This window comes from uncultured Microbacterium sp. (assembly GCF_963524805.1).
Lineage (GTDB): Bacteria > Actinomycetota > Actinomycetes > Actinomycetales > Microbacteriaceae > Microbacterium.
Genome location: NZ_CAURGG010000003.1, coordinates 16,614 through 41,974 on the forward strand (window position 1 = coordinate 16,614; position 25,361 = coordinate 41,974).

Annotated in this window: 19 protein-coding genes; 6 read left to right on the forward strand and 13 right to left on the reverse strand. The window is 70.2% G+C overall.

Annotated features, from left to right (window positions below; genetic code table 11):
- Window positions 1-177: 177 nt before the first annotated feature.
- Complete coding sequence (ddaH, locus tag RWQ91_RS07685) at window positions 178-1,083, forward strand: dimethylargininase (protein WP_399546082.1); 906 nt, start codon at window positions 178-180, stop codon at window positions 1,081-1,083.
- On the forward strand, window positions 1,080-2,303 hold the full coding sequence (rocD, locus tag RWQ91_RS07690) for an ornithine--oxo-acid transaminase (protein ID WP_314504422.1): 1,224 nt from the start codon (window positions 1,080-1,082) through the stop codon (window positions 2,301-2,303). The genes ddaH and rocD overlap by 4 nt, the downstream gene beginning before the upstream one ends.
- A 109-nt stretch (window positions 2,304-2,412) precedes the next feature.
- Here rocD and RWQ91_RS07695 read toward each other — a convergent pair whose 3' ends face one another.
- On the reverse strand, window positions 2,413-3,999 hold the full coding sequence (locus RWQ91_RS07695; RefSeq protein ID WP_314504425.1) for a molybdopterin-dependent oxidoreductase: 1,587 nt from the start codon (window positions 3,997-3,999) through the stop codon (window positions 2,413-2,415).
- A 142-nt stretch (window positions 4,000-4,141) separates the two neighbouring features.
- On the opposite strand from RWQ91_RS07695, the gene RWQ91_RS07700 reads away from it, so the two are divergent.
- Genes RWQ91_RS07700 through RWQ91_RS07710 form a run of 3 tightly spaced genes read left to right on the forward strand, consistent with a single transcriptional unit; the run spans window position 4,142 to window position 7,697 of the window.
- Complete coding sequence (locus tag RWQ91_RS07700; RefSeq protein ID WP_314504427.1) at window positions 4,142-5,929, forward strand: circularly permuted type 2 ATP-grasp protein; 1,788 nt, start codon at window positions 4,142-4,144, stop codon at window positions 5,927-5,929.
- Window positions 5,923-6,855 (forward strand): alpha-E domain-containing protein, encoded by a 933-nt coding sequence (locus RWQ91_RS07705; protein WP_314504429.1) that lies wholly within the window; start codon window positions 5,923-5,925, stop codon window positions 6,853-6,855. The genes RWQ91_RS07700 and RWQ91_RS07705 overlap by 7 nt, the downstream gene beginning before the upstream one ends.
- Window positions 6,852-7,697: a transglutaminase family protein gene (locus RWQ91_RS07710; RefSeq protein WP_314504431.1), complete on the forward strand. Its 846-nt coding sequence runs from the start codon at window positions 6,852-6,854 to the stop codon at window positions 7,695-7,697. Before RWQ91_RS07705 ends, RWQ91_RS07710 begins: the two co-directional genes overlap by 4 nt.
- Window positions 7,698-7,871: 174 nt before the next feature.
- Here the strand turns inward: RWQ91_RS07710 and RWQ91_RS07715 are convergent, their stop codons facing one another.
- From RWQ91_RS07715 to RWQ91_RS07760, 10 genes are all read right to left on the reverse strand, one after another.
- A complete protein-coding gene (locus RWQ91_RS07715; RefSeq protein ID WP_314504433.1) occupies window positions 7,872-8,864 on the reverse strand; it encodes a class I mannose-6-phosphate isomerase in 993 nt (330 codons plus the stop codon).
- 31 nt (window positions 8,865-8,895) lie between these two features.
- The gene (locus tag RWQ91_RS07720; RefSeq protein ID WP_314504435.1) at window positions 8,896-10,311 is read right to left on the reverse strand and encodes a rhamnulokinase family protein; all 1,416 of its coding nucleotides are present in this window, start codon (window positions 10,309-10,311) and stop codon (window positions 8,896-8,898) included.
- Window positions 10,312-10,429: 118 nt separating this feature from the next.
- Window positions 10,430-12,466, reverse strand: coding sequence for a bifunctional aldolase/short-chain dehydrogenase (locus RWQ91_RS07725; RefSeq protein WP_314504437.1), 2,037 nt, complete (start codon window positions 12,464-12,466; stop codon window positions 10,430-10,432).
- 82 nt (window positions 12,467-12,548) lie between these two features.
- A complete protein-coding gene (locus RWQ91_RS07730; protein WP_314504438.1) occupies window positions 12,549-13,388 on the reverse strand; it encodes an alpha/beta hydrolase fold domain-containing protein in 840 nt (279 codons plus the stop codon).
- Window positions 13,385-14,551 carry an L-rhamnose isomerase gene (rhaI, locus tag RWQ91_RS07735; RefSeq protein ID WP_314504441.1) on the reverse strand — a complete coding sequence of 389 codons (1,167 nt, stop codon included), beginning with the start codon at window positions 14,549-14,551 and terminating at the stop codon, window positions 13,385-13,387. Before rhaI ends, RWQ91_RS07730 begins: the two co-directional genes overlap by 4 nt.
- A 102-nt stretch (window positions 14,552-14,653) precedes the next feature.
- Window positions 14,654-15,979: a four-carbon acid sugar kinase family protein gene (locus RWQ91_RS07740; RefSeq protein WP_314504443.1), complete on the reverse strand. Its 1,326-nt coding sequence runs from the start codon at window positions 15,977-15,979 to the stop codon at window positions 14,654-14,656.
- Window positions 15,972-17,225, reverse strand: a complete 1,254-nt coding sequence (locus RWQ91_RS07745) for a RuBisCO large subunit C-terminal-like domain-containing protein (protein WP_314504444.1) — start codon at window positions 17,223-17,225, stop codon at window positions 15,972-15,974. Before RWQ91_RS07745 ends, RWQ91_RS07740 begins: the two co-directional genes overlap by 8 nt.
- 4 nt (window positions 17,226-17,229) lie before the next feature.
- Window positions 17,230-19,212 (reverse strand): beta-L-arabinofuranosidase domain-containing protein, encoded by a 1,983-nt coding sequence (locus RWQ91_RS07750; RefSeq protein WP_314504446.1) that lies wholly within the window; start codon window positions 19,210-19,212, stop codon window positions 17,230-17,232.
- Window positions 19,209-19,898, reverse strand: coding sequence for an aspartate/glutamate racemase family protein (locus tag RWQ91_RS07755; RefSeq protein ID WP_314504448.1), 690 nt, complete (start codon window positions 19,896-19,898; stop codon window positions 19,209-19,211). The genes RWQ91_RS07750 and RWQ91_RS07755 overlap by 4 nt, the downstream gene beginning before the upstream one ends.
- Window positions 19,895-22,531, reverse strand: a complete 2,637-nt coding sequence (locus RWQ91_RS07760) for a family 78 glycoside hydrolase catalytic domain (protein WP_314504451.1) — start codon at window positions 22,529-22,531, stop codon at window positions 19,895-19,897. Before RWQ91_RS07760 ends, RWQ91_RS07755 begins: the two co-directional genes overlap by 4 nt.
- 155 nt (window positions 22,532-22,686) lie before the next feature.
- On the opposite strand from RWQ91_RS07760, the gene RWQ91_RS07765 reads away from it, so the two are divergent.
- Window positions 22,687-23,517: an NAD(P)-dependent oxidoreductase gene (locus RWQ91_RS07765; RefSeq protein WP_314504453.1), complete on the forward strand. Its 831-nt coding sequence runs from the start codon at window positions 22,687-22,689 to the stop codon at window positions 23,515-23,517.
- A gap of 35 nt (window positions 23,518-23,552) precedes the next feature.
- Here the strand turns inward: RWQ91_RS07765 and RWQ91_RS07770 are convergent, their stop codons facing one another.
- Together RWQ91_RS07770 and RWQ91_RS07775 are read right to left on the reverse strand one after the other, a co-directional pair.
- The gene (locus RWQ91_RS07770; protein ID WP_314504456.1) at window positions 23,553-24,461 is read right to left on the reverse strand and encodes a carbohydrate ABC transporter permease; all 909 of its coding nucleotides are present in this window, start codon (window positions 24,459-24,461) and stop codon (window positions 23,553-23,555) included.
- Window positions 24,462-24,474: 13 nt separating this feature from the next.
- Window positions 24,475-25,356 carry a sugar ABC transporter permease gene (locus RWQ91_RS07775; protein WP_314504458.1) on the reverse strand — a complete coding sequence of 294 codons (882 nt, stop codon included), beginning with the start codon at window positions 25,354-25,356 and terminating at the stop codon, window positions 24,475-24,477.
- Window positions 25,357-25,361: the final 5 nt, after the last annotated feature.

The following is a 25,361-nucleotide window of genomic DNA, read 5'->3' on the forward strand; positions in this document are numbered from 1 at the left end:
ACGACGGACGGTGGTTGTCGCAGGTCAACTACGTTACCGCTGATGTCGCTGTGCGAGAATGAAAGCGGCGTGCCCGAGTCGCACCCTTCCCCGTTGCGGTCACTGCGATCGCCGCGAGTCGAAGGGCCGCCGGGCCCCTAGGACAGCGTCCGCCGCCCCTCTCTCCAGGAGCACACCATGACGCAGAACACCGCGACGCAGAACTCCGTGCCGGCTGCCGCCACGACCGGCATCCCGGTCCGCACCGCTCACCACCGCCGCTACCTCATGTGCCGTCCCGAGCACTTCACGGTCAGCTACACGATCAACCCGTGGATGGTTCCGGCCAACCCGACCGACACCGCGACCGCCGTGCGCCAGTGGCAGGACCTCTACGACACCTACGTCGGCCTGGGCCACGACATCGAGCTCATCGATCCCATCGAGGGCCTTCCCGACATGGTCTACACCGCCAACGGCGGGTTCGTGATCGACGGCATCGCCTACGGCCCGAAGTTCCGGTTCAAGGAGCGCGCCGGTGAAGCCGGCCCCTTCATCGACTGGTTCCGCTCCGCCGGGTTCGACACCCGCGAGCCCGTCGAGGTGAACGAGGGCGAGGGTGACTTCCTGCTCGTGGGCGATGTGATCCTCGCCGGCACCGGATTCCGCTCGACCGGCGACAGCCACCGCGAGATCGGGCAGGTCTTCGGCCGCGAGGTCATCTCGCTCACCCTCACCGACCCGCGCTTCTACCACCTCGACACCGCGCTCGCGGTGCTCGACCCGGTGCAGGGCGTCGAGAACGGCGGCCCCGAGCGCGCCAACATCGCCTACCTGCCGTCGGCGTTCGACGAGCGCAGTCAGGCGATCCTGGCCGAGCGGTTCCCCGACGCGATCCACGTCTCGGATGAGGACGGCGCCGTCTTCGGTCTCAACTCGGCCAGCGACGGCTTCAACGTCATCATCTCGCCGCGGGCCGGCGGCTTCGAGAAGCAGCTGCGCGAGCGCGGCTACAACCCGATCATGGTCGACCTGTCCGAGCTGCTGCTCGGCGGCGGCGGGATCAAGTGCTGCACCCTCGAACTGCGCGGGGGCGGATCATGACCGTTCCCCTCATCCTCGACGCGAGCACCTCGGCGATCATCGAGGCCGAAGAGCAGCACGTCGCCCACAACTATCACCCCCTGCCCGTCGTGATCGCCAAGGGCGAGGGCGCGTGGGTCACCGACGTCGAGGGCAAGCGGTACCTCGACCTGCTGGCTGCGTACTCCGCTCTCAACTTCGGCCACGGGCATCCCGCGATCCTCGCCGCGGCGCAGGAGCAGCTCGGCCGCCTCACGCTCACCAGTCGGGCGTACCACAACGACCAGCTGGGTGTCTTCGCCGCGGCGCTCGCGCAGCTGTGCGGCAAGGACCTCGTCCTGCCGATGAACACGGGCGCCGAAGCCGTCGAGACCGGCATCAAGGTCGCGCGTGCGTGGGGCTACCGGGTGAAGGGCATCGCCGCCGATCAGGCGAAGATCATCGTCGCCTCCGAGAACTTCCACGGACGCACCACGACGATCGTCGGCTTCAGCGACGACGCGCAGTCCCGCGACGACTTCGGTCCGTACGCGCCGGGGTTCGTCACGGTGCCGTTCGGGGATGCCGCGGCCCTCGAAGCCGCGATCGACCAGAACACGGCCGCCGTGCTGCTGGAGCCCATCCAGGGCGAGGCCGGGGTCGTGATCCCGCCCGAGGGCTACTTGCGCGCGGTTCGCGAGATCACCGAACGACACAACGTCCTGATGATCGCCGATGAGATCCAGTCCGGCCTCGGCCGGGTCGGCGAGACCTTCGCGTGCGACCGCGAGTCCGTGGTTCCGGACGTCTATCTTCTCGGCAAGGCGCTGGGCGGCGGCATCCTGCCCCTCTCCGCCGTCGTGGCGAACCGCGACGTGCTCGGGGTGATCCGCCCCGGCGAGCACGGCTCGACGTTCGGCGGCAACCCGCTGGCCGCCGCCGTCGGCACCCGCGTCGTCGAGATGCTCTCCACCGGCGAGTTCCAGCGTCGCGCCGCCGCCCTCGGCGAGCACCTCGAGGCGAAGCTGGTCGAGCTCATCGGCCACGGCGTCACCGCCGTGCGCATCGCGGGACTGTGGGCGGGGGTCGACATCGACCCCGCACGCGGCACGGGTCGCCAGACCGCCGAGAAGCTGCTCGGTCGGGGCGTGCTCGTGAAGGACACCCACGGGCAGACGATCCGCATCGCGCCGCCGCTCGTGATCCGCGGCACGGAGCTCGACTGGGCCGTCGAGCAGCTGAAGCTGGTGCTCGGCGACTGAGCCAGGCCCGCTTCTCGCCGAACCCATCCGTTCGGCGCGAACCCATGCGCCCGCGGGCGTGAGAACGTATGGACTCGCGCGCAACGGGTGGGTTCGGCGGTGCTGCTGGTCACGCGAAGACGGTGATGAAGCGCTCGTGCCAGCCGGTCGCGCCGTCGGGATCGGTGCGCGATACCTCTTCGGTCTGCACCTCGCCGGTGGCGCTGGTGGCCCGGCAGCGGATCAGGTGGTCGCCGACCGTGGCCGTCCACGGGATGCTCCACTGCACCCACGTGTCATCCGAGATCGCCGTCGCCAGCGTCGCCTGCTGCCAGTCGCCCTCGTCGATCTGCACCTCGACGGTTGACACGCCGACGTGCTGCTGCCAAGCGACGCCCGCGATGACGGACTCGCCGGCCTTCATGCCCTGCTGCCGCTTGGGCACGTCGATGCGGGACTGCAGCTTGATCGGGCCGCGCTCGGACCACCCGCGGGTTGTCCAGTAGGCGGTGACCGCGTCGAACCGGGTCACCTCGAGTTCGGTGACCCACTTGGTCGCCGAGACGTAGCCGTACAGGCCCGGCACCACCATCCGCACCGGGAACCCGTGCTCGGCCGGGAGGGGCTCGCCGTTCATGCCCACCGCGAGGATCGCGTTGCGGCCGTCGGTGAGCGCTTCGATCGGGGAGCTCGCCGTGAACCCGTCGATCGAGGTCGAAAGCACCATGTCGGCGTCAGCGGTCGGAACGGCGCGCGCGAGCAGATCCCGGATCGGATAGCCCAGCCACAGCGCGTTGCCGATCAGGTCGCCGCCGACGGGGTTCGAGACGCAGGCGAGCGTGGTGTAGCTCTCCTCCAGCGGCAGCGCGAGCAGCTCGTCCCACGTGATGGTCACCTCGTTCTCGACCATGCCGTGGATGCGCAGGCTCCAGTCGGCGGGATCGACCTGCGGGACGATGAGCGCGGTGTCGATCCGGTAGAACCGATCGTTCGGCGTGACGACGGGGTCGAGTCCGGTGATGCCCAGTTCGGCGCCCGCGGGGACCGGGGCGGCGGGCGTCGCCGCTGCCGGCAGCTTCAGCGCGTCGCGCACGACGGCGACCGCCTGGCTGCCCGCGCGGGCCAGTGACGACCCGACTGTGGCGAGGACGCCCACCGCGGCGGTGCCGAGGGTCCAGGCCAGAAAGGTGCGGCGCGCGACCGCGCGCTCGGGTGCGCCAGCGACCGGGGGAGCGGCATCCGGACCCGACTGCGCCGCGACCGGCGTGCGGGCGCGGGCCGGCAGGCGGGCGATGAGCATGTTGAGGGCGACCGCGGCCAGGATGCCGGCCAGCAGCGACGGCACCCAGTCGAACTGGCCCGCATTCGCGCGGGTCATCGCCGCCAGCACGCCGACGCCGCCGAATGCGATCATGATCGCCAGCCCGAAGGGCGGCCACCTGAGCTCGACGAGACCGGCCGCCGCAGCGACAGCCACCAGCACGATGCCGATGCCGATGAGCAGCGCGATCTTGTCGTTCGTGCCGAACAGCGCGATGGCGGTCTCCTTCGCCCACGCGGGGGCGAAGTCGATCAGTGCCGATCCGATCGCGGCGAACGGACTGGCACCCGGTGCGATCAGCGCCGCCGTCAGCTCGCCCACTCCCGCGCCGAGCACCGCTGCGGCTACGCCGGCTCCCGCCGCTGCCAGCCGCGTCCCCCTCGTCGCGCGCGTCACGGGATGAGCTTACGTCCGGGGCGGGGTGGCGAGCCGTGCGCGAGGTGACGAAACGGTGACGCCCGAACGCGCGCCTTCCGGCCGCCGCGGGCACCCTCCGTGCGAAACATGCGGGCAACACGCCCCGGACTAGAGTCGTCGCATGGGTGATCTCTTCGACGGCTACGGCTCCACGCTGGCGCCCCGCAAGACGGCGTCGGGCATCCCCGCCTTCGACGAGATGTTCGGCAGCCCCGACTCTCCCGGCGAGGCGGCGGAGTCGCGCGACGCGTATCGCGAGCTCTATCAGGCACTCGCCCAGATGACCCAGGACGAGCTGCGCGGCCGCACCGAATCCCTCGCCAGCTCGTATCTCGCGCAGGGCGTGACCTTCGACTTCGCGGGCGAGGAACGACCCTTCCCGCTGGATGCCGTTCCTCGGGTCATCGAATTCGACGAGTGGTCGCACGTCGAGTCCGGCGTCAAGCAGCGGGTGCGGGCGCTGGAGGCGTTCCTCGACGACGCGTACGGGCGGCAGCACTGCGTGCGCGACGGCATCCTGCCGGCGGGGCTGATCGCATCGTCGCAGTACTTCTACCGCCAGGCTGCCGGGATCCACAGCGCGAACGGCGTGCGCATCCAGGTGTCCGGCATCGACCTGATCCGGGACGAGCACGGCGAGATGCGCGTGCTCGAGGACAACGTGCGCGTGCCCTCCGGCGTCAGCTATGTGATCTCGAACCGCCGAGTGATGGCCCAGACCCTTCCCGAACTGTTCGTGTCGATGCGTGTGCGCCCCGTGGGCGACTACCCGAACAAGCTGCTCGCCGCGCTGCGCGCCTCCGCACCCGCCGGCATCGACGATCCGAATGTGGTCGTGCTCACGCCGGGCGTCTACAACTCCGCGTACTTCGAGCACACGCTCCTGGCCCGTCTGATGGGTGTCGAACTCGTGGAGGGCCGCGACCTGCTGTGCGTGGGCGGCAAGGTGTTCATGCGCACGACCCGCGGACCCCAGCGGGTCGATGTGATCTACCGCCGGGTCGACGACGAGTTCCTGGACCCGCTGCAGTTCCGCGCCGACTCGATGCTGGGCGCGCCCGGCCTGATGCTCGCCGCACGGCTGGGCAACGTGACGATCGCCAACGCGGTGGGCAACGGCGTCGCCGACGACAAGCTGCTGTACACGTACGTGCCCGACCTCATCCGCTACTACCTCGCCGAAGAGCCGATCCTCAAGAACGTCGACACGTGGCGCCTGGAGGATCCGGGCGCCCTCGAAGAAGTGCTCGACCGCCTCCCCGAACTGGTCGTCAAGCCGGTCGACGGCTCGGGCGGCAAGGGGCTCGTCGTCGGCCCGGATGCCTCGCCGGCCGAACTCGAGCAGCTGCGCAAGCGCCTGCTCGCCGACCCGCGCGGGTGGATCGCGCAGCCGGTCGTCATGCTCTCGACGATCCCCACTCTGGTCGAGGACGGGATGCGGCCGCGGCACGCCGATCTGCGCCCGTTCGCGGTGAACGACGGCGAGGACGTCTGGGTGCTTCCGGGCGGACTGACCCGGGTCGCGCTGCCGGAGGGGCAGCTGGTGGTCAACTCCAGCCAGGGCGGCGGCTCGAAGGACACCTGGATCGTCGGCGGCTCGGCCCCCTCGCACGTCGAGTACGGGCAGGGCAACGGCCTGGCCGGTCTCGTGGCCGATCAGGCAGCCACGGTCACGGCCGCGATCCCGATCATCTACGACGGCCAGCCTCCCCCGACGCATTCGCCGCAGGACCGCCCGCGCGATCGCAACGAGCAGCAGGAGCAGCAGCAGCAGCAGGCGCTCGCGGCTCCGATCTCGGCGCCGAACCCACGCGTTCCGCGCGAACCCACGCGTTCCCGCCCCACGGAGGCCATGGGTTCGCGGGCGACAGACGGGCTCGGCGAATCGGGGGGGTCCCGCGCATGCTGAGCCGCATCGCCGAATCGCTCTTCTGGATCGGGCGGTACATCGAGCGCGCCGACGGGACCGCCCGTATCCTCGACGTCCATCTGCAGCTGCTGCTCGAAGACCCCTGGATCGACGAGGACACCGCGTGCCGCTCGCTCCTGCTCGTGATGGGGTCCGTGCCGCCCGGGCCCGGCGAGGTGGTCCGTCGCGAGGACGTGCTCGCCAAGCTCGCCGTGGACCGGGGGAATCCGGCATCCATCGCGTACGCACTCACCGCGGCGCGCGAGAACGCCCGCCGGGCTCGCGAGATCGTCTCGACGGAACTGTGGGAGACGCTCAACACGACCAATTCCCGGATGCCGCGGCGCCTCCAGACCGACAAGGTGCACGGCTTCTTCCAGTGGGTCCGTGAGCGCTCCGCGCTCGCCGTGGGCATCGTGGACTCCTCGACGAGCCGGGACGAAGCCTGGCAGTTCTTCACGCTCGGTCGCAGCATCGAGCGCGCCGACATGACGGCGCGGCTGCTCGCCACCCGGTCGCTCACCCAGGCGTCCGGGCCGTCGTGGACGACGATCCTGCGCTCGTGCGGCGCATACGAGGCCTATCTGCGGACGTATCGCGGCATGCCCAGCGCCAAGAACGCCGCCGAGTTCCTGCTGCTGGACCGCCTGTTCCCGCGCTCGATCATCTACTCGATCTCGCGGGCGGAGGACTGCATGAGCGCGATCGACCCCCGGGCCGACCGCGTCGGGCACTCGAACACAGTCCTGCGGGCACTGGGCCGGATCCGCAACGACCTGGAGTACCGGCCGGTCAGCGAGATCCTGAACGAGCTTCCGGAGCACATGGAGAGCGTGCAGAAGGTGACTCGCGAGGCATCCGAAGCGATCAAGGCGCGCTTCTTCCCGACGCAGGCCGAGCCGAGCTGGATCGGAGAGATCTCATGAAGCGGCTCCGGATCGAACATCAGACGGGCTTCACGTATCAGGGCGACGTGTCGGCCTCGTACAACGAGGCGCGGATGCTGCCGAACTCCACCGACAGCCAGTTCGTGCTGAGCTCCTCGCTCGAGATCGAACCGTCGGCGTCGGTCAACCACTACGTCGACTACTTCGGCACCCGGGTCGCATCGTTCGATGTGCTCTCGCCGCACGCGTCGCTCACGATCTCGGCGCGTTCACTCGTCGAGGTGCGCCCGCGACCGATGGCGCACCCCGACATCACCTGGGACCAGCTGCGCACCGAGACCTCGCGGTCGATCGACACCGTGGAACAGCTCGGACAGAGCGCGCGCACGCGCCCGCACCCCGAGGTCGCCGACATCGCCCGCTCGATCGCCGCCCAGCACGATCGGCCGGGCGTCGCCGCGCACGAGATCTCGATGGCGATCGGCAACGCCGTGGAGTACATGCACGGCATCACCGGCGTGCATTCCACGGCCGCCGAAGCCTGGGAGGCGCGCAAGGGCGTCTGCCAGGACATCGCGCACGTCACGCTCGGCGCGCTGCGCGAGGTCGGCATCCCGGCCCGCTACGTCTCGGGCTACCTGCATCCGCGACCGGATGCGGACGTCGGGGTGGCGGTCACCGGTGAGTCGCACGCGTGGGTGGAGTGGTTCGCCGGTGACTGGCAGGGCTTCGACCCGACCAACAACATCGACATCGGCGACCGCCACGTCCTCGTGGGGCGCGGTCGCGACTACAACGACGTGCCGCCGCTGCGCGGCGTGTACGCAGGCCCGTTCAAGTCGCAGCTGCACGTGAAGGTGACGATCACACGCGAAGCGTGAGAACGTCGGCGGTTCCCGAGTAGGCGCGCAGCGCCGTATCGAGGGGCGATCACGAGAGAGGCGTGAGCGCCCGGCATCCGAAGGTCGGAGGTTCCACCGGAAGTCGGAGGATCGGCGGCTCATCCTCCGACGCACGCGCGAATCTCCGACGCTCGCGCCCGGAGCACCTCCGCGTCAGGGACGCGGCGGCCGGCAGACGAGCAGGGTCCCGGATCCGGTCGCGGTGATCGGGCCCTCGGCGTGCGGCGCCGCGATCGTGCTGCCCCGCTTCGCCCGCTTCGTGCTGCGGGCCGCCGTCGACAGCTTCACCTCGCCGTCCTCGACGACCATGATCGCGAACCCCGGCTCGATCGACACGGACCCCTCCACGACGTGCCGGTCCAGCCGGAAGTACGGCGCCGATTCCGGCGGCAGGATGCTGAGGCCCTCGGCGGCCGGGAGGATCCAGGCGTCGAGCTCCGCGGGGGAACGCTCCCGGGTGTTCACCGCCCGGAGCGCGAGATCGAAGCCGAGTCCCAGGTGACCGTCCCGCACTCCGTCGAGGGCGAAACCGTGCCATTCGAGCAGGATCGAGAGGTCCTCCGGCTGCTGCAGCTCGAGCAGGAACACCCGCGCTCCGACGGCGTGCAGCTCGCCGGGCGGCACGTAGACGACATCGCCCGGCTCGACTTCGCGCTCGTGCAGCAGGCCGAGAAGCGCCGTCGTGTCCTGCCATCGGACCAGTTCCGCCAGCGCGTGGCGGTCGATGTCGCGCCGCAGACCCAGGTGCACGATTCCGCCGTCGAGGATGTACCAGGCCTCCGCCTTGCCGAACGGCCGATGCAGGTGCGCGGCGCTGAAGGCGTCGTCGGGGTGGGCGTGAACGGGGAGGCGCTGCCCGGCATCCAGCAGCTTGACCAGCAGCATCGTCGAGGGTCCGAAGGCGCCGACATGCTCCGCGCCGAGCCACGCGATCGGGTCCGCCGCGATCGCGTCGGCGAGCAGGCGTCCGTCGCGCAGCCGGCTGAGCCCCAGCCGCTGCTCTCCGGCGAGCGTCGTGGTCGATCCGACCCAGTCCTCGGGGCGGAAGTCGGGTCCCTTCGCCGTGCCGCGGAAACGGTCGATCTTCGCGCCGCCCCGGTAGAAGCGCTCCGGCGGCTGGTTCGCGTCGAGACGTTTCAGGCCCATGTCGCACACCCTACTTCGGGTGTCCGGCGGGTCAGGCGCGCGGCTCGTACCGGCGCGGCGCGTGGGTGCGGGCGACGAGGTCGCGCAGTGCGTCGAGCGAACCGGTGACCGCTCCGAGCGCGCGCGCCTGGATGAGCACGTTGCCCAGCGCCGTCGCCTCCACCGGCCCGGCGAGCACCGGCATCCCGGCCCGGTCGGCGGTGCGCTGGCACAGCAGTTCGTTGAGCGCGCCGCCTCCCACGATGTGCACTGTGCGCACGTCGATCCCGCCGACGCGACCGGCTGCGTGCGCGGCATCCGCGAAGGCCTGCGCCAGCGACTCGACGATGCTGCGGGCGTACTCCGCCCGGGTGCGCGGCGGTGCGATGCCGTGCTCGGCGCACCACGCGTCGATGCGGGCGGGCATGTCGCCGGGGCGCAGGAAGCGGGGGTCGTTGACATCGAAGACCGGGGCGGCCTCGGAGACCTCTTCGGCCGCGTCCAGCAGGGTCGGCAGATCGATCGGGTGGCCGGCGCGCTCCCAGGTGCGAACTGTCTCGCTCAGCACCCAGAGGCCCATGATGTTGCTCAGCAGCCGGACGCGGCCGTCCACTCCGCCCTCGTTCGTGAAGTGGGCGTCGAGGGCCTCGGCGGTCAGCACGGGGCGCTCCACTTCGACGCCGACCAGGCCCCACGTTCCGCAGGAGATGTAGGCGGCGGCATCCGCCCGCATCGGCACGGCGAGCACGGCCGAGGCGGTGTCGTGCGAGCCGACCGCGGTCACGCCGACGTCGGCCTGCGCGCCGATGGATGCCGCGACCTCGGGCAGCAGCGCGCCGAGTCGCTCGCCGGGCGCGATGAGCGGCGGAAGGATGCCGCGCGGCAGTCCCAGCGTGGCGATGAGCTCCTCGTCCCAGCCGCCACGGGGAGTGAGCAGACCGGTCGTGGACGCGTTCGTCTGCTCGGCGCGGGCCTGGCCGGTGAGCCAGAAGCCGAACAGGTCGGGGATCAGGAGCGCCGTGTCGGCGAATCGCAGGAGATCCTCCGGCTCGGCGGCGAGCTGGTACGCCGTGTTGAACGGGAGGAACTGCAGCCCGTTGCGGGCGTAGAGCTCGGGATGCGGCATCCGCTCGTGCACAGTCGCGACGCCGCTCTCGGTCCTGGCATCGCGGTAGTGGAACGGGTTGCCGAGCAGCCGGCCGTCCCGCAGCAGGCAGTAGTCGACGGCCCACGAGTCCACGCCGATGCTGCGGATTCCCGGCTCGGCGCGGAAGGCGTCGCGCAGGCCGTTCGTCGCAGCCCCGTACAGGCCCAGGATGTTCCAGTGCAGCCCGTCGGGGGTGCGCACCGGCTCGTTGGGGAATCGCGCGACGGCGGTGGTCTCGAGCGTGTCGGGCCCGACGTGTCCGATCATGACGCGCCCGGAGGTCGCCCCCAGGTCGACCGCCGCGACCGCGACGGCGCTCATCGCGCCACTCCCTCTCGCGAGATCACCCGGTGTTCACGAGCGCACACGTCGCCAGCGGGCGCGGCGTGTGATCTCGTGAGCGCGAAGTGATCTCGCGCACCCGGAGCGCGACGGCGGTTCATCGCAGGAACGCGGCTGCCACGCCGGAGTCCACCGGGATGTGCAGGCCGGTCGTGCGGGTGAGTTCGGGGCCGGTGAGCACGTACACCGCATCGGCGACGTTCTCGGGCACGACCTCGCGCTTGAGGATCGTGCGCTGCGCGTAGAACTTGCCGAGATCCTGCTCGTCCACGCCGTACGTCGCGGCGCGGTTCGCGCCCCAGCCCGACGCGAAGATGCCCGAGCCGCGCACCACGCCGTCGGGGTTGATGCCGTTCACGCGCACCCCGTACTCGCCGAGCTCGACGGCGAGCAGGCGCACCTGGTGGGCCTGGTCGGCCTTGGTGGCGGAGTAGGCGATGTTGTTGGGTCCGGCGAAGACGGAGTTCTTCGACGAGATGTAGATCACATCGCCGCCCATGCCCTGCTCGATGAGCGCCTTCGCGGCGGCCTTCGAGACCAGGAACGAGCCCTTCGCCATGACGTCGTGCTGCAGGTCCCAGTCCCTCTCGGTCGTCTCCAGCAGCGGCTTCGATAGTGAGAGTCCGGCGTTGTTGACGACCAGGTCGATGCCGCCGAACGCGAGCAGTGTCGCGTCGATCGCCGCCTGTACGCCCTCGGCGTCGGCGACGTTCGCCGCGACGCCGATCGCGACGTCGGTGCCGCCGAGCTCGCCCGCAGCGGCCTGCGCCTTCTCGAGGTCGAGGTCGGCGACCACGACGCACGCGCCCTCGGCGGCCAGGCGGGTCGCGATCGCCTTGCCGATTCCGGATGCCGCGCCCGTGACGAACGCGATGCGCCCCTGGTGCGTCTTCGGCGTGGGCATCCGCTGCAGCTTGGCCTCTTCGAGCGCCCAGTACTCGATGCGGAACTTCTCGGCATCCGAGATCGGCGTGTAGGTCGACAGCGCCTCGGCGCCGCGCATCACGTTGATCGCGTTGAGGTAGAACTCTCCGGCGACGCGGGCGGTCTGCTTGTTGGCGCCGAAGCTGAACATTCCGACGCCGGGAACCAGTACGATGAGCGGGTCGGCGCCGCGGATCGCGGGGGACTCGGCGGTCGCGTGCGCGTCGTAATAGGCCTGGTAGACGGCGCGGTAGGCCTCGTGCAGCTCTTTCAGCCTCGCGATCGCCTCTTCGAGCGACGCGTCGGCGGGCAGGTCGAGCAGCATCGGCTTGACCTTGGTGCGCAGGAAGTGATCCGGGCAGCTCGTGCCCAGCTCCGCCAGGCGGGGCGCGTTGGCCGAAGCGAGGAACTCCAGCACGCGGGGGTCATCGGTGAAGTGGCCGACCATGGGCTTGTCGGTCGAGGCGAGACCGCGGATGGTCGGCGCGAGAGCAGCGGCGCGTGCCCGTCGGTCGGCATCCGGCAGCGCCTCGAAGCCGGGCAGAGCTCCACCGAAAGGGTTCGCCGTGCCGTGCTTCTCGATGTATTCGGCCGCGGTGTCGATGATCCATGTGGAGTTCTGCTCGGCCTCCTCGGACGTATCGCCCCACGCCGTGATGCCGTGTCCGCCCAGGATGCAGCCGATCGCGTCCGGGTTCGCGGCCTTGATCGCGGCGATGTCCAGGCCCAACTGGAAACCGGGGCGGCGCCACGGCACCCAGACCACCTTGTCGCCGAAGATCTTCGGGGTCAGCTCCTCGCCGTCCGCCGCGGTCGCGATCGCGATGCCGGAGTCGGGATGCAGGTGGTCGACGTGTGCGGCATCCACGAGTCCGTGCATCGCCGTGTCGATCGACGGCGCCGCGCCGCCCTTGCCGTGCAGGCAGTAGTCGAACGCGGCCACCATCTCGTCCTCGCGGTCCACGCCCGGGTACACGTCGACGAGGGCCCGCATGCGGTCCAGCCGCAGGACGGCCAGGCCCGCCTCGGTGAGGGTGCCCAGGTCGCCGCCCGAGCCCTTGACCCACAGCAGCTCGACCGGCTCACCGGTGACCGGGTCGGTGTCATTGCCCTTGGCGGAGGTGTTGCCGCCGGCGTAGTTCGTGTTCTTCGGGTCGGACCCGAGGCGGTTCGAGCGCGCGATGAGTTCGGCGGCGGTGGGGTTCGTCACGAGGTCGATCCTTCGGTGAGGGGGTTCTGGGGCATGGTTCGTCCGTCGTCTGTGCACGGATTTTGGTGCTCGGAGCGTGCGTTCACGACGGACGAACGGGGGAGAGGGCGGCGAGCCGGGCGACGACGCGATCGATGGATGCCGTCGCGGCGGCCTCTTCGGGACGATTCAGGTGGCCGTGCCGGGTGCCCGGCTCGGTGACCACCACGATGTCGCGGCCGGCCGCGGCCAGGGTGGCGGCGAACACCTCGCCGGAGACGCGGAGCTCATCCGCCTCGTCGTTGATCATGAGGGTCGGCGGGAATGCCGCGAGGTCATCAGCGCTCGCCAGCCCCGGAATCGCGGGGAGGGGTGCGCCGTCGACCGGGCCGCCCAGGTAGTTCTCGTACATTCCGCGAACGACCTCGGCCCCGAACGTGTCGGCCTGAGCGTCGGCGTCGAGTGCGGCGCGGAGTGCGGCATCCGGTTCCGGCTGCACCGCGAGCAGTGTCGGGTAGGCGAGGAAGACGAGCGCCGGCACCGGACCACCGTCCTCGAGAAGGCGCAGCGTGGCGCCGGTGGCGAGGTTGGCGCCGGCGCTGGCGCCCCCGAGAGCCCACGCGCCGGTGACCAGGTCGGCTGCGACGGCCCAGCGGAACGCGGCGATGACCTCGTCCGAGGCCACCGGGTAGTGCACACCCTCTTTCACCGGCACGTCGAACAGGTCGGCCATCATCTGCGGCGTCGGAGCGAGGGAGTAGTCCACGCTGAGAACCGTGACGCCGCGCGCGGCGAAGGCCCGCGACACCCAGTCGGCCTCGGGCATGTCGAGGTCTCCGCCGGCGAAGCCGCCGCCGTGCACCCAGACCAGGCCGACTCCCGACGGTTGGTCGGCGGGATAGACGCGGACGAGCCCGTCCGCGGCCGCGTACGGCTCGCTCACGCGCCCCAGCCCGCCTGGGTGCCGCCGACGCGCTCGGCCTCGATCTTCTGCTGGTAGCCGGATGCCGCGAACGCGGCCATCGGGTCGGCGGGGAGCCCCCGCGACTCCCGCCACTCGGCCAGGGCCGGCCGCACATCGGTGTAGAACGCATCCATGAACACCGCGTTGGCGGCGAGCACGTCGTTCGCCGACTGCGCGGCAGCCAGCGCTGACGAATCGAGCAGCAGCGCGCGCGCGGTCATCTCCTGCACGTTGAGCACCGAGCGGATCTGGCCCGGGATCTTCGCCTCGATGTTGTGGCACTGGTCGAGCATGAACGCGACGTCGGGGTTGTTCAGCCCGCCGCCGCGGATGACCTCGACGATGATGCGGAAGAGCTGGAACGGGTCGGCCGCACCCACGATGAGGTCGTCGTCGGCGTAGAAGCGCGAGTTGAAGTCGAACGAGCCGAGCTTTCCGAGGCGCAGCAGCTGCATCACGATGAACTCGATGTTGGTCCCCGGTGCGTGGTGCCCGGTGTCCAGGCACACCATCGCGCGGTCTCCGAGGGTCGCCACCTGCGCGTAGGAGGTGCCCCAGTCGGGAACATCGGTGTGGTAGAACGACGGCTCGAAGAACTTGTACTCCAGCACCAGGCGCTGATCGCCGGTCAGCCGCTCGTAGATGGCCCGGAGCGAGTCGTTGAGCCGGTCCTGGCGGGCGCGCATGTCGGTCTGGCCGGGGTAGTTCGAGCCCTCGGCGAGCCAGATCTTGAGATCGCGCGAACCTGTCGCGTCCATCACGTCGATGCACTCGAGGTGGTGGTCGATCGCCTTGCGACGGATGCGCTCGTCCTCGTGCGTGAGCGCGCCGAACTTGTAGTCCTCGTCCTGGAAGGTGTTGGAGTTGATCGTGCCCAGCTGCACCCCGAGGTCTTCGGCGTGCTGCCTCAGCACGTCGTAGTCCTCGACCTTGTCCCACGGGATGTGCAGGGCGACGCTCGGCGCCAGCCCCGTCAGCCGGTTGACCTCGGCGGCGTCCGCGATCTTCTCGAACGGATCCCGAGGCGTGCCCTGCGTGGTCCACACGCGGAAGCGGGTGCCGGAGTTGCCGAACGCCCACGAGGGGAGCTCGATCGCCTGCGCCGCGAGGGTCTGCTGGACATCGGGGGAGAGGAGGCTCACGGTTCGTCACTTTCTTCGGTGAATGAGAGGGGAAGCGTCTGGGGAGGCACGTCAGCGTGCTGCGATCGACAATGAATCGATTCAATCACGATACCGCCGCCGCTAGTCGCCGTCAAGCGATACCTCTGCCAGGGGTGCAGTCCTGCCCGTGCGCAGGTCCTCGAGGAGGTCGATGCGACCCATCTGGCCCCCTTTGAGCACGAGCTCGACGCCGTCCATGCCGGGCGCGGATGCGTGCGCACGGAGCACGACGACGTTCCCGGGAGGGTGCGCGACGATCGACACGGACTCGATTCCGAGCATCCGGACCACTCGGCCGGACGTGTCTCCGCCGCACACGACCACCCGGTCGGTCGCCCCCGAGGTCACGGCGGCGCGGATGACCTCCGCGCCGGCCCGGGCGATCGCGGCGAGCGGGTCCGCGCCGCCGTGGGGGGCATCGTCCGACGTGAGGGCGACGCTGCGCCCCGCCCGCAGTTCCGCCACCACGGAGGCGATGGCCGAAGCGCCGTCGCCGTCGCCCGGGCCGAGCGGCAGCGGCCGCACGATCCATCCCGCGCGGGCTGCGGCATCCATCTGCCGCCGCGTCTGCTGCGAGCGGCTGCCGGAGACCGCCAGAACAGCGCGCCCGCTCGCCGCGGGCGCCGCGTCGGGCGCGCTGTCGACCGGGGCGGTGCGGCTCAGACCGAGGGCCCGGCTGAGGCCACCCGAGCCGATCGCGAACAGGGGTGCCGCGTCGCGGGAGTGCAGGCGGATGGCATCGCCGAGCATCGACAGATGCGCGTCATCCAGCGCGTCCAGGACGACCGCCGCCGCGCGCGTGTCGCGCAGGGCAGAGGCGATGTCCTCGGCCGACGAGTACGACGTGAACGGCAGCGCTCCGATCGGCAGGCTCGTCTGCAGGCCCAGATGCACCGCGAGGTCGGACTCGCCCATGGGGGTGGACGGATGCGTCGACATCGTCGGCTGGCGGTCCAGGCGGTACACCACCCCCGCGTCCGCGGCAAAGTGGTGGGTGAAGACGGTGTACCGGCCGAAATCCGGCTGGGCGAAGAGCATCGGCACGGCGCCGCTCGCGAAGACGTCGCGACCGATCTCGATCACCCGCCCGATGCTGCCGATCGCCGGGGAGGAATCCGCGGTCGAGCAGGCCTTGTACTGCACGATCCGCGGCTGCAGCCTCTTCAGCGCCTCCAGGGCCGGCCGCACCTCGGCGTCGATGTCCTCCGTGCGCAGAGACCGGGAGATGCCGGCGATGCCGACGATCTCGTTCTCCTCGGCGGCGACCGCCAGCGACGCCGCATCCGGCACTCCGACGAAAAGCCGGCCGCGCCGGCCGAGACGGGTGAACTGGAGGAGGACATCGACGCTGCCCGTCACGTCGTCGCCGTAGTAGGCGACCTCGACGCCGCTCGCCGGCTCACTCACGAGCGGGTCCGAACGCCTCGACCGCCCTGCGCAGGGCCGACGAGGACGCCAGCGCCTCGCGCACCGACCCGCCCGCCTCGGCGGAGGACCAGGCGGCGCGCATGCTCTCGACGCCGGCGGCGGCGCCGTCGGGATGACCGTGGATGCCGCCTCCCGCGAGCACCAGCAGATCGCTCGTGCCCACCGCGGCGTACGTGGCGTGCGCGAGGCCCGCCCACTGTCCGGACGAGAGCACCGGCACCGTCGGCTTCGTGTCCGCCAGGGGGGTGCGCACCGCCGCGATCGCAGCCAGCACCTCGTCGTCGGACTCGTAGAACTTGTTGGAGATGCCGTTGGTGTGCAGGTGATCCGCGCCGCACAGTCGTGCGAGCTTCTGCCAGGCGCGGAATGAGAAGCCCAGCTGCGGGGATCTGCTGATCGAGCCGAACATCGCGCGATGCCCGTGGATCGGAACGCGCGCGAACCGACGCACGTGCGCCAGGCCGGCCAGCCCCACCATGTTGATGCACACCATGACGCACGTGCCGCCCGCGTCCACGACGAGATCGTGATTGCGCTCGAGCAGGTCGATGTCGTCGGTGATGTTGAACGCGTACATCGGCATGCGTCCGGCGCGCTCGGCGTGCGAGCGCAGCACCGGCATGACCGCGGCGACGCGCTCGGCCAGCGGGGCGGACGGCCCGTTGCCCTGCAGCTCGTCGTCCTTGATGAAATCGACGCCGGCCGCCGCGAGCTCGCCGACCACGTCCGCGAGCTCGGCGGGGGAGAGCCCGATGCTCGGCTTCACGATCGTGCCGATCATCGCTCCGGTCTGCGCGCCCATGAGCTGCCGCGTCCCGGCGATGCCGAATCGAGGGCCGCCGTAGCGATGGGCGAAGTCGATGGGCAGGTCGAGATCGACGAGCTTCACGGCCGCGAGCTCCTTGAGCTCGAAGAGGTTGCCCGCCACGGCCGCCTGCAGGTTGGGGATGGAGGGTCCGAAGTTGTCCAGCGGAAAGCGCAGGCGCAGCACGGCTCGACGGCGCTGCGCGGGCTCGCCCACGGTTCCCGGCAGGGCGCTGCCGCCCGTCAGGGCGATCTCCTCGAGGCTCTCGACCTGTGCGGCGAAGCGAGCCCGAACCTGGTCGGACTCCCGCTCGACCCGGACGAAGGTCCCCGTCGACTGCTCGCCCGCGAGTGTCTCTGCCGCCTGATCCAGCGGAAGGGACGTCTCGATGACGTACGTCGCGATCACGTGGCCGGGCATCAGATCACCACGCGAACGGCAGCCACACCGACATCTCGCCGGCACCGCGGTTGCCCCAGGCGAAATAGGGCACGAGCCGGACGGATGCCGTCCGCACGGCACCGTCGCCGACCTCGGCGTACAGGGCGTCGGGGTCGGGTGCCGGCAGCACCGCGATGTCGGTCTCGAGGGTCACGACCCGATGGCCGGCGATCTCGGCCTCGACCGGCCGGAACGCGGCGCCACGGCGCAGTGCCGCCTGCTCCATCAGAACGTCGTCCGGCAGGTCGGCGCTCTCCAGGCAGTACACGACAGGCCCCCGCTGCACGGCCACCTGATTGGTCGCCTCCTCGGCGAGGCGGTGCGCCCGCAGCACGCGCACCGGCATCGGCAGGTCGAGCACAACGGTGTCTCCCACCGCGAATGCGCGATCGAGCAGGGCATAGGAGCCGGCGTCCGCAGTGCCGACGCGCTCGCCGTTCACCGTGAGCGCGGCATCCGAAGCCCACCTCGGCACGCGCAGGCGCAGCGGCATGCCGCCGCCCTCAGCCTCGGTGATGGTGAAGGCGATCCGTCCGTCCCACGGGTAGTCGCTCTCCTCGCGCAGGGCGAGCACGCGGCCGTCGGAGCTTTCGGCGCGCAGATCGCTGCCGCCGTAGAGGTGGACGTAGAGCCCCTCCTCCGAGACGGATGCCGCCCGCTCGTGGAACCGGGCAAGGGTGCGGGCCGTGTTCGGCGGGCAGCAGAAGCAGCTGAGGTAGCTCTCGCGCAGCCGCTGATCCGACGGCGGAGGGGGCGGAACAGGGTGCTGTCCGGTGTCGCCGGGGCGCCGCAGCTGCCAAGGCAGATCGCGCACCTGGCGCAGGGCATTCGTGTAGAAGTACTCCGAGCCGTCGAGACTGATTCCGGCCAGGAACGCGTTGAAGGCGATCTGCTCGATGACATCGGCGTATCGTGCGTCGCCGGTGAGGGCCAGCATCCGCTCGCTCCACAGGATCATGCCGATGTTCGCGCAGGACTCGCCGTGGGCGGTGGTGTGCGGCAGCTGGTAGGCCCGGCCGTACGCCTGGTGGACGCGGCTGATGTCCTCCTGCCACGGATGGCCGTCCGGAGAAGCGCCGTCGTAGAGCGCGCCGCATGCCCCGGTCACGTACAGCTTCGTGTCCACGACCTCCTGCCACAGGCTCTGCAGCACCGCGCCGAGCTCCTCGTCGCCGCCCTCGGCGACGAGGTCCGCCAGTCCGGCATACAGGTAGTTCGCACGCACGGCGTGCCCGGCGACCGACGTCTGGGCTCGGACGGGAATCCGGTCCTGGTTGTCGTCTCCGCCCGCGAAGTCGTCGCGAACGCGCACGAAAGCCTCGGCGAGGCGGAGGTACCGCTCCTCGCCCGTGGCGCGGTACAGCTCGATGACCGCCATGTAGTGCGAGGGGCAGATCGCGCTCCGGGCCAGCTCGACCGGCTCGTCGGCGGCCAGACCCTCCAGGAACGACGCCGCTCGCTGTGCGACGTCGAGCAGGACGGTCGATCCGGTCACCTCGTGATGGCGCACGCCGAGCGTGATGAGGTGGCCCAGGTTGTACGTCTCGAAGTGGAAGCGATCCGCCAGGGCGATCGCATCCTCGTGATTGCGGGCGGCGATCAGGGTCGGCGTGTGCAGATAGCCGTCCTCGCGCTGGACCGAGGCGATGAGCGTCGCGAGCTCTTCGACGGTCGCTGCGAGGGTGGGGTCGGCATCCTTCTCCAACTGGGAGACGGCCGCCTCCATCCACTTGTAGAAGTCGCCGTCCATGAAGGGAGGCCCCTCGTGGCGCCCGGGCTCGAGGCCGGCGGCGACGCGGAAGTTCTGCAGGCCCGCGCTGATGCTCGGATCGCGCAGCGAGTCCCACATGAGCGGAATGGTCCGGGACCGGGTGCGCTCGTCGATCGCGCCCCAGAATCCTCGCGCCCAGCGGGCTTCTCCGGCCCGCAGCGCGCGCAGCGGAGCGGTCGTGGTGGCGGTGCTCATGTCCTCGGACTCCTCTCGCCGGCCTGATCCGCGGTCGGCAGTGCGCTGACGAAGGCGCGCAGCCGGTCGATCCCCGGCGCGATGCTGGTCAGCACGGGCACCGACACGTGGGCTGCCGCCGCCGCGCTCGCCATCGACGCCTGGGCGAGCACCACGACGTCGGCGTCCGCGCCGAGACGGTCGATCGCCTCCGCGACCAGGCGGTCGTGGGTGGCGCGGTCACCGGCGACGACCGCGGCGAAGGCACCCTCGACCACCTCTTCGACGATCACGGGATGCCGTCCCGCGAGGTCGGCGCGCTCGTTCAGCAGACCGACGGTCGGCGCGAGCGTCGTCGGCAGCGTGGCGAGCACCGCGATGCGCTCGCCTGCCGCGGTGGCCGCATCCGCCATCGCCTCGTCGATGCGCAGCACCGGGATGCCGACGGCTGCGGCGGTGGGAGCGGCCAACTGGGAGATCGACGAGCACGTCAGCATGATCACGTCGGCTCCGCCGCTGCGGGCGGCGTGGGCGAGCGCTTCGACGCGCTCGGGAACGGATGCCGCGCGCTGAGGGTCGCCGAGGTCGGCGACGATCCGATCATCGAGGTAGTTGACGAAGGTCGCGGCAGGCAGGGCCGTCCGTGCCTGTTCGATCACGGGAGCGATCACGACCGCGCCGGTGTGGAGGAAGGCGATGCGGGTCATGCGGGATCCAGCACCTTCGCGATGGACACCACTCGTTCGTGCGTGCCGTGCCCCACCTCTTCGGCCGGCCGGCCCTCGAGATCGATGATGCCGGTGGCGCCGACCGGCACATGCATCCGCACGGTCAGGGCGCCTTCTCCGATCCGCCAGGACACCGACGCCGTGCCGTACGGCGTGGTGTGACGCGCCTCGGCGCCCGTGAGACCCCCACCCGGACGGGGGGCGAAGCGGATGCGTCGATATCCGGGGGCGTCGGGGGCCAGGCCCGCGACCACGCGGTGCATCCAGTCGCCGACCGCGCCGAGCGCGTAGTGGTTGAAAGAGGTCATGGTTCCCGAGTTGACCCGGCCGTCGGGAAGCATCGCGTCCCAGCGCTCCCAGATCGTCGTCGCTCCCATCTTGACCTGATACAGCCACGAGGGACATTCCTCCTCGAGCAGCAGATCGTACGCGGCGTCCAGCCGGCCGTTCGCGCTCAGGGCGTCGGTCACCAGCGGCGTACCGACGAATCCCGTCGCGATGCGGTTGCCCTCGGCTCGGACGAGTTCGGCCAGCCGGGACGCGGCGGGAGCGTGAAGGTGTGCCGGGAGGAGCTCGAACCGCAGTGCCAGGGCGTACGCGGTCTGCGCATCGGAGCTCATGCGACCGTCGGGCGAGACGTAGCGCTGCACGAACGCGGCCTGCGCCTCGTCCGCCAGCCGGCCGTACTGCTCGGTCAGGTGCTGCTCCTTCAGCACCGCCGCCATCCGGGCCACGAGCCGGGCCGAGTGCGCGAAGTAGGCGCTCGCGACGAGATACCGATCCGTCCGTGCGTCGGCGGGATCCTGCGGCGGGGCGGCCGGGTCCAGCCAGTCGCCGAGCTGGAATCCGGTATCCCACAGGCGGGACTTGCCGGCGATCTCCGCCTGAAGGTCCACCCACGCGCGGGCGCTGTCGAACTGCGCACGCAGCACGCCGATGTCGCCGAACCGCTCGTACAGCGTCCACGGGACCACGGTGGCGGCATCCCCCCACGCGGCGCCCGGCCGCTGCGGCGTCCACATCGTGTCGGCCGGGATGACGGGGACGAACCAGGGCACCGTCCCGTCGGGGAGCTGCTCGGCCGACAGGTCGCGGAGCCACCCCGTCAGCATCCCCGAGCAGTCGAACAGCGAAGAGGCGGTGGGGGCGAACACCTGAATGTCTCCGGTCCAGCCCAGTCGCTCATCCCGCTGCGGGCAGTCGGTGGGGATGTCGACGAAATTGCCCCGCATGCCCCAGACGATGTTCTCGTGCAGCTTGTTCAGCAGCGGATCGGACGAGCCGAACCAGCCCGTGCGCTCGAGATCGGTGTGCAGCACGCGGGCCACGAGTGCGCCGCGGGCGACGTCGGCGTCGAGGTCGCCGGTCCATCCGTCGATCTGCGCGTAGCGGAAGCCGTGGAACGTGAAGCGGGGCTCCCACTCCTCGCCCCCCTCGCGCCCGGCGAAGGTGTAGCGGTCGGTCGAGCGGGCCTCGCGCAGAGGCCTCGTGTACAGCTCGCCGTCCTGGAGGACCTCGGCCGTGCGGATCGTGACGGTCGCCCCGGCCGGCGCCGAGCCGCGCAGGCGCACCACGCCGACCAGGTTCTGGCCGAAATCGATGACGCGCCGCCCGCTCGGCGTGGTCAAGACCGCGACCGGGTGGACGTGTTCGGTGACGCGCACGGGAGGGGCGGTGGGCGCGACGAGGGTCGCGGCGTCGCGCCGGCGCTCCTGCACCCGGCCCCACGCGGCATCGTCGAATCCCGCAGATGACCAGCCGGCGTGCTCCTGACGGGCGTCGTAGATCTCGCCGTCGTAGATCCCGGAGGCGATGATCGGGCTCTGCCCGGCTCGCCAGGACGTGTCGGTCGCGACGACGTCGCGGCTGCCGTCGGCGTAGGTCAGCTCGAGCTGGCCGAGGAAGGATTGATCGTCGCCGAAGAGGTTGCGAAAGCCCCCGCGCCAGCCCAGGCGTCCGCGGTACCAGCCGTCGCCGAGCCACGCTCCGATGGCGTTGTCGCCTTCGGCCAGCAGATCGGTGACGTCGTAGGTCAGGTAGCGCAGCCGCTCGCGGTAGACGGTCCAGCCGGGGGAGAGGACGTCGTCACCGACTCTGCGGCCGTTGATCTCGGCCTGATACACGCCGTGCGCCGTGGCGTAGAGCCGGGCTCGCGCGAGTCCCGGCCGCACCGGGAAATCACGTCGTACGAGCGCCGGCCGGCGAAGGTCCGAGCTCGGGTTCTCGTTCCAGAGCGGCCCGACGGGTCGGGCCACCCAGTCCGACGGGTCGAGCAGGCCGGTCTCGACGGCCGCCCAGGGCGCCGGTCCGCTCCAGGTGCCGTCTTGACCCCGCAGCGCCACCCGAACGAGCGCGCGACCGCGAGATGTGAGGGCGGGGGCAGGCCAGGGCACGAGAACCTGGTCGGCGGACTCCACCTCGAAGGACTCGGTTGCGGTCTCGGTCTCGATGTCGACCCGGTAGCCGGTCTGCCTCCAGCCGGGGGCGGCCGACTCGACGACCCACGACAGCCGCGGGCGGGACTCGCCGATGCCGAGCGCTTCGCGATGGTGCTCGAATCGGACGGCCGAGACGGTGAGGCTCGGCACGGCGGAGGACACGGTGGCGTTCATTGGACGCTCTCTGTTGCGGGGGACGTCTCAGCGAAGACGGCGCAGGTCGGTGACGGCGTTCGCCGGGTGATATTGTGACGTTTCAATTGGGCGGCGCGACCGCCGTCGAGGCGGCGACGCATCGATCCACGGGACTCGAGCACGGAGGCTCTCTCATGCGCATAGTGGTGACCGGCAGCAGCGGAACCCTCGGCCGCGCCACGGTCGAGCGGCTTCGGGCCGACGGACACGACGTGCGGGGATTCGACCTCACCGGCGCGCCCGGCGACGGATTCACCCGCGTCGACCTCTCGGACTACGGCCAGACCCTCGATGCGCTCCTCGGTGTCACGGCGCGCCACGACGGCTTCGAGGCGGTCGTGCACCTGGCGGCGATCCCGGTCAACGGACTCGTTCCGGATGTGACGACGTTCGAGAACAACCTGTCCGCCTCGTACCACGTGCTCTTCGCCGCGCATCGCGCGGGGATCCGCAACATCGTGCTGGCATCCAGCATCACCGCGATGGGCTTTCCGTTCGATGTCGCCCCGCCCGCTCTGCCCGTCGACGAGACCTACACCCGGGCCTTCAACACCTACGGCCTGGGAAAGGTCGTCGAGGAGTCGATGGCCGCTCAGCTCGCCGGCTGGCATCCCGATTCCGCCATCACCGCACTGCGCTTCACGAACGTCGTCGCGCCCGACGGCTACGCGACCTTCGCTCGGGCGGACGACCCTGATTACCGGCGCGACCTCGTCGGCTCCTGGATCGACGCCCGCGACGGTGCGGCGGCGGTGAGTCTGGCGCTGGCCGGCGCGCAGCCCGGCTTCGAGGTGTACAACGTCGCCGCGCCGGGCTCCGGCTCCGGCATCCCGTCCCGCGAGCTGGCCGCACGCTGGTTCCCCGGCACGCCGGTCGCCGACGATCTCGGCGAGTACGAGTCGCTCATGTCGACCAGGAAGATCCAGAGCGCGCTCGGCTTCACGGCTGTTCACGACTGGCGCTGACGCGCCGGCGGCGTGCCGCGGGTGGTGCCCGAGCATCAGCCCTTGACCGCTCCGGCCGCGAGACCCTTCATGATCTGCTGGTTCAGGAACAGATACAGGATCAGGATGCCGCCGGATGTGATGCAGATGGCGGCGAACAGCGGTCCGTAGTTGATGGCGCCGTACTCGCCGGAGAAGTTCAGCAGGCCGACCTGGATCGTGTTGAGGGACTTCTTGCCGCCGAAGATGAGCGCGATGAGCAGGTCGTTCCAGATGAGGAAGAACTGCACGATCGCGACCGTGAGCACGGCGTTTCGCATCATGGGCAGCCCGATGGAGAAGAACGCGCGGATCATCGAGGCGCCGTCGAGCGTGGAGGCCTCGAAGATCTCGCGGGGGATGGCCCGGAAGTACGTGGCCATCATGAAGACGGTCAGCGGCAGCCCGGCCGCCGTGTAGATCAGGATCATCGGCAGGTACGTGCCGGTGATGCCGACCTTGAAGAACGCCGTGAACAGGGGGAGCACGATCATCTGACCGGGGATCATGATGCCCGCGAGGAAGAGCAGCAGGACCGCGGCTCGACCCTTGAACACGAGGATCTCGAGGGCGAAGCCCGCCGCCGTGCCGAGGATCACGATGAAGAACAGGGAGGGCACGGTGACGATGATCGAGTTGGAGATCGTCGTGGCGAGGTTGCCGGTCTCCCACGCGAGCGGGTAGTTGGACCACTGCCAGACTTCGGGGAAGGCGTACGACGGATTGTTCAGGAAGTCGCTGTTGGATTTCAGCGAGTTGATGAACATCCAGAACAGCGGATACGCCGTGACGATGATGAGGAAGGCGATCGTCAGCCAGGCGGGGATCCGCTTGAGGAAGCGCACGAATGCCGCTCCCGGTCCGCCGGAGTGCGAGATCACGGCCCGCTGGGTGTGGACCGCGGTGGTCTCGAGTGTCGTGGTCATGTCGGAGCCCGTTTCAGACGCTCAGGTCGCGACGCGACGATCGGAAGATGACGAGGGTGACGACCAGGCACATGACGGTCAGCAGCAGAGCGATCGTCGAGCCGTAGCCGTAGTCGCTGAACTGGAACGCCGTGCGGTACATGTACAGCGTCAGGGGAGTCGTCGAGTTGCCGGGGCCTCCGCCGGTCAGGGCGAACACGGAGTCGAACACCTTGATGGTGCCGTTGATGCTGAAGATGAAGGAGGCGAACAGGATCGGCAGCGACATCGGGAGCACGATGTGGCGCAGGAGCTTGAAGGATTTGGCTCCGTCGATCCGGGCGGATTCGATGATCTCGTCGGGGATGTCCAGAAGTCCGGAGAACACCAGCACGCCGTAGAAGCCGACCGATCTCCAGACGTCCATGATGACGATGACCACGAACGCGGTCGTGCCCGCCCCGAGCCAGTCCACGGACGAGAGCCCGACGTTGACGAGGAGCTCGTTGACCAGGCCGTCGACGGGCGCCGACTGGAACAGCTTCTGATACAGCAGGGCGATCGCCACGGTCGGCAGCACGACGGGGAAGAAGACCAGCGTCCGCACGAGCACGGAGGATTTGCGCAGCACGAAGTTGTACAGCAGCGCGAGGCCGTAGCCCAGCACGACCTGGAACAGGGTCACCAGCAGGGCGTATTTGATCGTGAACCAGAACGCATCCCAGACGTAGGGGTCCGAGAACAGGCGGGAGAAGTTTTCCAGCCCGACGAACTCGAATCCTTCGAGGGCGCTGCCGCTGAAGAAGGTCAGGCCGAACGACCAGGCCACCGGAACCAGGATGATCAGGGTGTAGACCAGCAGCGCGGGGGTCAGCAGGAGGGTGATCGCCTTGCGGTCGCCGAGGACGGACTTCATGGGTG